The sequence below is a fragment of the Romboutsia sp. BSD2780061687b_171204_C1 genome (assembly GCF_015560225.1).
Lineage (GTDB): Bacteria > Bacillota > Clostridia > Peptostreptococcales > Peptostreptococcaceae > Romboutsia_C > Romboutsia_C hominis.
Genome location: NZ_JADMRK010000015.1, coordinates 21,480 through 30,333, shown reverse-complemented (window position 1 = coordinate 30,333; position 8,854 = coordinate 21,480). Strand labels below are relative to the sequence as shown.

General features: G+C 24.7%; 12 protein-coding genes. 7 read left to right on the top strand and 5 right to left on the bottom strand.

From position 1 onward, the window contains the following. Both I2H23_RS14215 and I2H23_RS14210 read right to left on the bottom strand, forming a co-directional pair. Positions 1 to 200: DUF2922 domain-containing protein (locus tag I2H23_RS14215; RefSeq protein ID WP_195581916.1), on the bottom strand; the 200-nt coding region annotated here is incomplete at its 3' end. Positions 201 to 227: 27 nt separating this feature from the next. After that, positions 228 to 470 carry a DUF1659 domain-containing protein gene (locus I2H23_RS14210; RefSeq protein ID WP_195581914.1) on the bottom strand — a complete coding sequence of 81 codons (243 nt, stop codon included), beginning with the start codon at positions 468 to 470 and terminating at the stop codon, positions 228 to 230. A gap of 470 nt (positions 471 to 940) precedes the next feature. Between I2H23_RS14210 and I2H23_RS14205 the strand changes: the two genes are divergently transcribed. Next, positions 941 to 1,099 (top strand): hypothetical protein, encoded by a 159-nt coding sequence (locus I2H23_RS14205; RefSeq protein WP_195581912.1) that lies wholly within the window; start codon positions 941 to 943, stop codon positions 1,097 to 1,099. Positions 1,100 to 1,317: 218 nt separating this feature from the next. Here the strand turns inward: I2H23_RS14205 and I2H23_RS14200 are convergent, their stop codons facing one another. From I2H23_RS14200 to I2H23_RS14190, 3 genes are read right to left on the bottom strand one after another with little or no spacing between them, the layout of a single operon-like run. Next, complete coding sequence (locus tag I2H23_RS14200) at positions 1,318 to 1,890, bottom strand: manganese catalase family protein (RefSeq protein WP_195581911.1); 573 nt, start codon at positions 1,888 to 1,890, stop codon at positions 1,318 to 1,320. Positions 1,891 to 1,949: 59 nt separating this feature from the next. Continuing rightward, complete coding sequence (locus tag I2H23_RS14195) at positions 1,950 to 2,213, bottom strand: spore coat protein CotJB (protein WP_195581909.1); 264 nt, start codon at positions 2,211 to 2,213, stop codon at positions 1,950 to 1,952. 2 nt (positions 2,214 to 2,215) lie between these two features. Beyond that, positions 2,216 to 2,434 carry a spore coat associated protein CotJA gene (locus I2H23_RS14190; RefSeq protein ID WP_195581907.1) on the bottom strand — a complete coding sequence of 73 codons (219 nt, stop codon included), beginning with the start codon at positions 2,432 to 2,434 and terminating at the stop codon, positions 2,216 to 2,218. A gap of 420 nt (positions 2,435 to 2,854) precedes the next feature. Here I2H23_RS14190 and I2H23_RS14185 point away from each other — a divergent pair, with 420 nt between their 5' ends. From I2H23_RS14185 to I2H23_RS14165, 6 genes are all read left to right on the top strand, one after another. After that, positions 2,855 to 3,688 carry an MBL fold metallo-hydrolase gene (locus I2H23_RS14185; protein ID WP_195581904.1) on the top strand — a complete coding sequence of 278 codons (834 nt, stop codon included), beginning with the start codon at positions 2,855 to 2,857 and terminating at the stop codon, positions 3,686 to 3,688. A gap of 206 nt (positions 3,689 to 3,894) precedes the next feature. After that, positions 3,895 to 4,449 (top strand): hypothetical protein, encoded by a 555-nt coding sequence (locus I2H23_RS14180; protein ID WP_195581903.1) that lies wholly within the window; start codon positions 3,895 to 3,897, stop codon positions 4,447 to 4,449. 819 nt (positions 4,450 to 5,268) lie between these two features. Next, positions 5,269 to 6,384, top strand: a complete 1,116-nt coding sequence (locus I2H23_RS14175) for a replication initiation protein (RefSeq protein WP_195581901.1) — start codon at positions 5,269 to 5,271, stop codon at positions 6,382 to 6,384. A 49-nt stretch (positions 6,385 to 6,433) separates the two neighbouring features. Beyond that, positions 6,434 to 6,565, top strand: coding sequence for a hypothetical protein (locus I2H23_RS15525; RefSeq protein WP_271933403.1), 132 nt, complete (start codon positions 6,434 to 6,436; stop codon positions 6,563 to 6,565). A 729-nt stretch (positions 6,566 to 7,294) separates the two neighbouring features. Beyond that, the gene (locus I2H23_RS14170; protein WP_195581899.1) at positions 7,295 to 7,558 is read left to right on the top strand and encodes a Mor transcription activator family protein; all 264 of its coding nucleotides are present in this window, start codon (positions 7,295 to 7,297) and stop codon (positions 7,556 to 7,558) included. Between the two features lie 346 nt (positions 7,559 to 7,904). Beyond that, positions 7,905 to 8,570: an N-acetylmuramoyl-L-alanine amidase gene (locus I2H23_RS14165; RefSeq protein ID WP_195581898.1), complete on the top strand. Its 666-nt coding sequence runs from the start codon at positions 7,905 to 7,907 to the stop codon at positions 8,568 to 8,570. The last annotated feature ends 284 nt before the right edge of the window (positions 8,571 to 8,854 follow it).

Sequence of the window (8,854 nt, the reverse complement as noted above, 5' to 3'; positions counted from 1 at the left end):
GTTTGAACAACTTTTGCTTCTACTGGAGCTTGTAAATCTTCTCCATTAGGTGCAAATATATTCTTAGAAACTATAACATCCATAGCAGATTTAATCTCTGATTCTGTTAAATCTTCTCTTGGATCTGTTACATATAAACTTACTTTTCTACCACTTTTTGTTGAGAATGTCATTAAAAGTTTTACTTCTATTTCTCCCATTTTTTACTCCTCCTTTTTTAATTGGTTTTATGCACTTAAGTTTGTGTTATCTTGTTTTACTACTGACAACATAGTATGTTGTTGAAGTGATTCTAATGTTTCTGCCACGTTGTAAACATCAATAGCTGTTGCTGTTGGTTTTACATTTGAGTATGTTCTTGATTTTACTATTGTTTTTCCTTCATCATTTAAGCCACAGTCAAATCTTATTTTTAATGAAGAAGCATCTTTTGTTTCTGTTACCTCGGCAACTAATCTTTTGTCTAACATTTTATTTCCTCCTTTGAGCCATTTGTAGGCGTATTTTTAAGCAATGCACCTAGCTACAAGGTTTATTTGCTTTATTTAAGTTCATTGTATTAAAGGATTGATTTTAAGTCCTAAAATATAGTTGATGAATATTTTTTATGATTTTATTTATAGAAAATTTATTAAGATATTTTATTTATAAAAACAAATTTTTTAAAAGAATAATAACCTAAAATATATATTTAATAGTTATTAAATATATATAAAAAATATATTAAAAAACAATTAAATAAAGATTAAATACTTATTTAATAAAGGAGATGAAAGACTATGAGTATTGAAAATCCAATGTTAAACAAAAAAATGGATTACTTAATATAAAGCAAAAAATAGAAGAAAAATCAACTGGACAAGATTTTATAGAGAGCAAAAACAATAATATAAATGTATTAGATTTAATAAATAAACCAAAGCAAAAAGGAGAAAAAGTTATGTTAGGTATAAAATTAAAAAAAGATGTAGCAGATAAGGTAAAGTCTTTTTCATATGAAAATAATATGACCGTATCTGAGGTACTAGAGGACATAATTAGCAAGATGTTTGATTCAGTTGAAACAGTTAACAATATGAATAATTATCTATTTATTTAGTATTAAATAATTTTTTTAGCATATATTTATTATAAGATAACCTAAAAAAAAAAGAGTAACCTAAATTAGTTTAAGTTACCCTTTTTAAATATATATATATATATTTAAATTTAAAGTTTTAATTTTATCTTATCTAAGATATTTACTATACTTTATATTTAAATGGTTTTAATTTATTAAATTAATTTCTATAAAAATATCAATACTCTTTATAGAAATTAAAATTGTTTTTTGCACTCTGTAAATTCATAAACGTCCATTAGTGCTTCGCCGAATCTTTGATAGTGTACTACTTCTCTTTGACCTAAAAATCTTAATACATCTATTAAATCAGGATCATCAGTTAAATTTATTAATTGATAATAAGTTGCTAATGCTTTTTGCTCTGCAGCCATGTCCTCATGTAAATTAGTTACAGCATCACCAAACACATTAATATAATCTGTAGTAAAGTTTACACCATTAGATCCTACTGGTTGAAGTCCATGCCCAAAAGTTGCATAATTTGGACCAAGTCCAGCAGCCTTAAGCTCTTCTGGAGTACAATCTTTCATTAATTGATATAGTATTGCAGAAATCATTTCAACATGAGCCATCTCTTCTGTACCTATGTCAGTTAAAAGTCCACGAGATTTCCCTGTTGGCATAGTATATCTTTGTTGAAGATATCTAATTGCAGCTGCCAGTTCACCATTAGGTCCTCCTAATTGAGTCATTACAATCTTAGCCATTCTTGGATCTGCATTTTTTATGTTAACTGGGTATTCTAATGTTTTTTGGTAAATCCACATATTAATTTAATCCTCCTTAATCTATTAAATAAACAATTTAACTCTAATTTTGTATAACTTTATTCATAAAACTCATTATCCCATGGCCAAGGCTCGCATACCCATTGCCAAGGACATGAACTTGGTGCATAACCAAAATTAGTTAATGGTCCATATTTAGATTCATAAGAACATTTCGCTTGAATAAATTTATTGCAATATGTGTTGTATGAACTTAAAGCATTTTGATCATCTGGATTGTTATCTAGGTATAAATTTAATTCTATACAAGCAAAATGATATTCTAAGATTCTATCTAAAAGTTCTACTCTATTTGATTTCATAACTATCTTTTACCCCCTTTTTGTGCTCTAACTCTGTTTTTAGGGTTTGCATATAACCAATCATTATAGTGATTTGATTCTACTAAGTCTAGTTCTGGAAATAAAGTTCCCTTTTTTAATGCTGTTTTTAAGTTGTATGATTTAGTATACACTTGGTTGTTTATATATGGTCTAGCTAATTCACAACCACAATTTGGTTTGACATTTCTCAAATTATCCATGACTATTCTCCTTAATTTATTGAATTTAAAATAATGATATTTTTTATACTTGTATAAATAAAATATGCTAATTAATTTTGAAATGATTTTAATAATAATAAATCAACCATTTGATTTTATTCATAAAAATTAAGTTTAATATATCAATACTTTTGTAAGGGCATATTTTAAATAATACATACAAGTTTGCTTCAAAATTTAGCGATAAAACTTTTATTCTTTATATAATATTTAAACTTCTTTAATTTGTGACTATATTTAATCAAGTTTAAAAATACAAAATTTTATTATAAAGAAATATGTACCATGTAACAATTTAGTTCTATGCGAAATACTAATAACGAAATATTTTTAAATATTATTATTTAATATAAATTGATTTATTTAACTAAAGGTAAATTTTAATTGGAGGTTAAATTAATGGGAAATAAGATAATTGAAGCATTATCTGAAATGACTGAATCTTCACTTCAAGTTACACCTGATATATTAGTTTTACAATTTAGAGTAGTTAATGCTTGCATAGTTAGTAATTTAGAAAATAATTCTGATAAATGGGTTTTAGTTGATACAGGTCTTGAAAACTCTGCTGAATTTATAATAAAATGTGCTGCAGAAAAATTTGGAGAAAACAGTAAGCCTGAGGCAATAATACTTACACATGGACATTTTGATCATGTTGGTTCTGTTAAAAAGTTATCAAAATACTGGGATGTTCCTGTTTACGTTCATAAATTAGAATTACCTTATGTCACAGGTAAAAAAGATTATCCTTTAGCTGATCCTAAAGTAGATGAAGGATTAGTAGCTAAAATGTCACCTACATTCCCTCATACTAGTATTGATTTAGGAAATAGAGCAATAGAACTTCCATCTGATGGTAGTATTCCTCCTATGCCTGGGTGGGTTTATATACATACTCCTGGTCATTGTGAAGGTCATATATCATTGTTTAAAAAAGAGGGAAATATCATCATAGCCGCAGATGCATTTTCTACATTAAAACAAGAATCTATTATATCTGTAATAACTCAAAAAGAAGATATAAGTGGTCCTCCTAAGTATTTAACAACAAATTGGGATGAAGCAAAAAAATCTGTTGAAAAAATAGCAAAATTAAATCCAAGTTTAGCTATACCAGGTCATGGTCAACCTATGGAAGATGAGAGTCTAAAAAAACATTTAAAGTATTTAATTAACAATTTTAATGAAATAGCAAAACCTAAAGAAGGACGCTTTATTGATGATAAATAAAATTATAATATAGCAAATTTATATAAAAGTATAAGCACAAGAAATTTCTTGTGCTTTTTTGAGTATTAAAAATTATTTTGTACATTTGAAGTTTAAAAATATTACACATTATAAAGGAGTTATGATGCCCTTAAAGTACAAAAATGCTACTATGTATATATACAAGTGTAATACAAAAACAATACATCCAGAAACGGAGGTAGATTATGACAAAAGAGAAATTTCAAAATTTAAATTTTAAAGATAAAATCAATTACCTAAATACTAAGTTAGGAGAAGGTAAAACTGTTACTAAAATTAGGCAAAACATTGGAATTGGTGAAAAGACACTCCAAAGAGAAATAAAAACAAATGGATATAAATATGATAATAAATTAAGACAGTATGTACCTAATATACAAGCCAATACAATATCCAATACAAGTAATAATAATGTAGTTGTATTGGATAAAAATACAAGTCCAATACTTAAAGATTCTCAGCAAATGGCAATTAATTTTTTAGAACAAAATCTAGAAATTTTTGAAATGTTAGTTGAAAAATTTAAAGCCAATACAACATCCAATACAAACTCCAATACAGATAAAAAACAAATAATTATAGATTTAATAGATGATAAACATTTAAAGCCAAAAGCAAAGGCATTTAGGGTTAATATGTTTGTATATAAGGAGTGGCAAGAATTTTGTGAAAAACAAAGATATAGTAAACAAGATTTATTATCTATGGCAATGAAGGAATATATGGAGAAATATAGATAAAATGAGAATGGGTTTTACGATTAGTAAAAAGAGTATATATGTTGAAACCACTGGATTTCATTAGATACACTCTTTTTTATTTTTAAGTTTCTTATGAAACTTTAATTAATAAATTCCATGTATTTTTTAATTTAACCTCATTTGACTTTTCTACTTTTGGCATTATTCTATATATCAATATGCCGTCATAGATAACATATCTTGTTTACTTAATTTTATCTTTGTTAAATTAAGTAAATATAAAAGCCTTAAGAGCAAAAAAAATTGCTTTTAATATAAATATCAAAAATAATAATTAAAGTTCTTATAAGCTAATTTACGAGGTATTTTTATATGTTTATTTGATACTGTTAGATAAATTTAAACATCGATTTAATAATTATAAATATCTTGCTTTATAAAACATTAAATATAACACTTTGATAACACTATTAATTTTGTAAATTTTTTATAAGGATATTTATTTATCTTATAAAAATAGAATAGATTAGATTAGATAAGAAAAAGACCTTTACTAGTCTTTACTAGTATTTATAAATAGTATTTATAGTATTTAATAGTATTTAGGTATGGTCTAAACCATTGAAAATACTAGTGTTAAGTTGCTTAAATGTGTCAAGTTGATAACGAAATGTGTCACTTTGATAATCAAATGTGTCAAGTTGATAATTTAAAAGTGTCAGATTGATAATCAAATATGTCAAGTTGATAACAAAATGTGTCACTTTGATAGCGGTAAAAGTGTCAGATTGATAAAATTGACACTTTTATTTTGGCATGATATATTTTGACTTAAGAACTTAATATGTGGGGGATAATATGAATAATTTAACTGATACTAAAAATCCTAAGATACTAATGAAGAATAATGTATTAATTCAGTCAAAGTATAGTTTATCTTTAAATGAAAATAGAATATTTTTATTGATATTATACAAACTTCAAAAGGATTATGATGGTTCTATGAGTTGTTACATACACTATGATGAATTTAAAGAAATAATAAAGAGAACTAATGATAGAACTGTAAAAAAGATAAGTGAATATTTATCTGGGCTTATGCAAAAGAGTATATTTTTTATAGAAAAAAAGAAAAATGATAAATTAGTTTGGGGTCAGTATAATTTTATATCTGGATATCAATTTGACGAAGAAACTCAAGTATTTAGAATTGATAGTCCTAAGAAAATCTATGATTTATTAGATCAATATTTAAAAACGGGGTATACTCCTGCCAATTTGGCATTGTTGTTTAGTTTAAAAAATTACAATGCTCAAAGATTATATGATTTAATTAGAATTTGGTCAGGAACTAAGCAAGTTATTAATTATACAGTTGATGATATTAAGATGTATCTTATGCTTGAAAATAGTTACCCTCAGTATGCTAACTTTAAAAGAAGAGTTATACTTCCTGCTATAAAGGAACTTAATGAAACAGAACTTTTTGAAATAGATATAAAAGAAAATAAGGTTGGTAGAAAAGTTGATTCTATTGATTTTATTGTTACAGATTTGGATAAGAGAAAGTATTTTTCAAAAGAGATTGATATTATTAAAAATATTTCAAAAGATATTAATTTAGATGAAAATAAAGTTGTTATAGATGAGGTTGATTATAATGTGGTCAAAGCTAAAGATAAAAGCATAGATAAAATTTCAAATGATGTTTTTGTACCTGATGAAAGCTTGTTTACTAAGGGAACTTTAAGAAGTTTTAAAAAAGATTTTAAAGATATTGATTTTAAAAATGAGTATATGGAAAGAGCTTTTGAAGATGCTGTTATGATAACTCTTGATAGAGATGATGTCGAAACTATTAAAGCTACTTCATATAAATTTTTTAAAGGTACTTTGGATAATAAAATTATTGAGTACAAAATAGAAGAAAAAGAGGATATAAAGCATAAAAAAGAGATGGAAATATATTGGTAGTATTTATATTAATATATATTTAAAATATTAGAATAGCTTTGATTTTGGGATGCTTATTATAAATTATGAGGTTATCATAAAGTATAATGGCAATGTTTTAAGACTAGAAAACGAGTTAAATGTAGGTGTGGAAATAGTAAGTCCAACATATGCAATAGTAACATCAAATGATTCTATATAATTTGATGCTTTATTATTATATCCAGAAATTGAATATGTGATCTCTCTTGGAGAGGCTATTATCTGTGGCCAGTTTAGCATAGTAGATTGAATTAAAATAAATATTAAGAAGAGTTTTTGAGTAATGAAAAATTGTAAAGTTTGTAAAAAGGTATAATCTGCCGATTTGTTTTATATAATGACAAGTTTTCCACAATATATTAAATCAGATAAAATACAAGATAATTTAATGTATATTTAATTATTATTAAATATACATTAAAAAACAATTAAATATATATTTAATATAACGGAAAAGGGCTATAAGTATTGAAAATACAATGTTAAATAAGAAAAATAGATTACTTAATATAAAGCAAAAAATAGTTCATAAAAAATATTTTTTATAAATACTTGGATGTTCTTATAAAAAAACTGTCTGAAATAGTCTTTAAATTTAATCATAATGAAGAACTTATTAAATTTATAAATTGTTATGGGCAACATGAAATAGATATTTATTAGGAGGAATATAAATACTATGTATATTTTAGGTTGGTTGGTATTTTCGTATATCGCATTTTTGATAATAAGGTTTTTAACTTTATCTATAGATGCTCTAAAAATCTACATAAAAAATAATAAGTAACTATAGATTATATAGTTTAAATATGATTGGAGTAAGTTTTTAGTAGGAAATTAAAAATATATGCAGAATATCCATATTAATAAATTTATAGGAGGATATTTTATGGAATTAAAAATAAGTGACTTACCTCCACAATTTGAAAATATAGCTAGGGAGCTTGGAATAGACAAAGTTAAGGCTTTATTTAAAGAATTTGGAGGAACATCAGTATACTTTCCTACTGAAAAAATGATATATAAAGATGCTAGAGATAGGTGTATTATGGCTGATTATAATGGATTTAATCATAAAGAATTGGCGGTTAAATATAATATGTCTGAAAGTTATATAAGAGCTATTATAAATAAGCACAAAAAGAGTGCTTAAGTATTTTTCAATATATTATAATTTACAATTAATGGTTATAAAATGTATGATAAATACTTAGATTTTATAAAATTCTAGTTTTTAGCAAAGTAAAAGCTACACACCTAATTTTAGGATGTGTAGCTTTTTTAGTAACGGACTTTTTCACTGAAGATAACTTTTTACATTTTATTATTTAATTTAATAATCTTTGAATTTAAAAAATTGATACTTATTCTTAGATTTTATTATTTTTTTGTACTTTATTTTTTTAAGTTTCAATAACTGGTTTACATTTCAACATAAAACTTACTTTTAATTTTATAATTTAGATAAATTAAATATAAAAAATGAAAAGGAGATTTTTATGGGAAAGTTAGTTATTGATTTAGGACATGGGGGCAAGGACCCAGGAGCCATTGGACCAAATAAAACTTGTGAGGCTGATATAGTTTTAAACATTGGATGTGAGATTGATAAGATTTTAAAGGGCTATGACTTAGATTATAAGTTTACAAGATTTAGTGACAAGTATCTTTCTTTAACTGAAAGAGCTATGGTTGCAAATAGGTTTGGAGCAGATTATTTTGTATCTATTCATATTAATTCATCCAATGATAGAAGTGTTAGAGGTGTTGAGGTTTGGCAATATGATGGAGATAATATTAAGTTAAATAATTTTTCAAAATGTGTTTGTGATGATATTTCAAAGGTTTTAGATATTAGAAATAGGGGAGTTAAATATAATAAAAATTTTACTGTACTTAGTAAGACTACTATGCCTGCATGTTTAATTGAAGTTGATTTTATATCTAATATAGATGCTGAAAGAGATTTAAAAGATAGTGTTAATGAAATAGCTGCTACTATTACTGATAATTTTATAGATTTATTTGGTTTAGTAAATACAAGTAGAGACACCTTGTATAAAGTTTGTATTGGAGCGTATAGAGATAAGAATAATGCTGTAAATCAGGTTAAATTAGCTAAGAGTAAAGGATTTAATGATGCTTATATAGTTAGAATGAATTGATTTTCGAAATTATAAGGTTATGGCATGTATTTCTATATTTAGTATTAAAAAGTAAAGTCTTTAAAGGAAAAAGTTAATAAATTTAAAAAATGACTTACTTTAAAATATAAAGTTGGTATGGGTTATTGAAAAATACAAAAGAGTATATCTAATGAAATAGAGTTATTTCATTAGATATACTCTTTTGTATATAGAACTATTCTGAAAATCTAAATTTTAAGACTAGTTATTTTTTATATCGATTTTCATTTCGTATGTCTAATAAATAAAAAGCCAATAGAATT